Origin of the sequence: Azohydromonas australica DSM 1124 (assembly GCF_000430725.1) — a bacterium.
Lineage (GTDB): Bacteria > Pseudomonadota > Gammaproteobacteria > Burkholderiales > Burkholderiaceae_C > Azohydromonas > Azohydromonas australica.
Genome location: NZ_KE387205.1, coordinates 15,471 through 15,684, shown reverse-complemented (window position 1 = coordinate 15,684; position 214 = coordinate 15,471).

Below are 214 nucleotides of genomic sequence, written 5' to 3'. Positions count from 1 at the left end.
GTATTTCCCGCGCGAGCGGGGATGAACCGGTCAACGGGGTCGCCGACACCGCCTACACCACGTATTTCCCGCGCGAGCGGGGATGAACCGCGCGTTGGCCACGCGCTCACCGACGTGGTGTGGTATTTCCCGCGCGAGCGGGGATGAACCTGCTAAGGACGAACTCGCCTGTCTCCGGGAGGAGTATTTCCCGCGCGAGCGGGGATGAACCGGT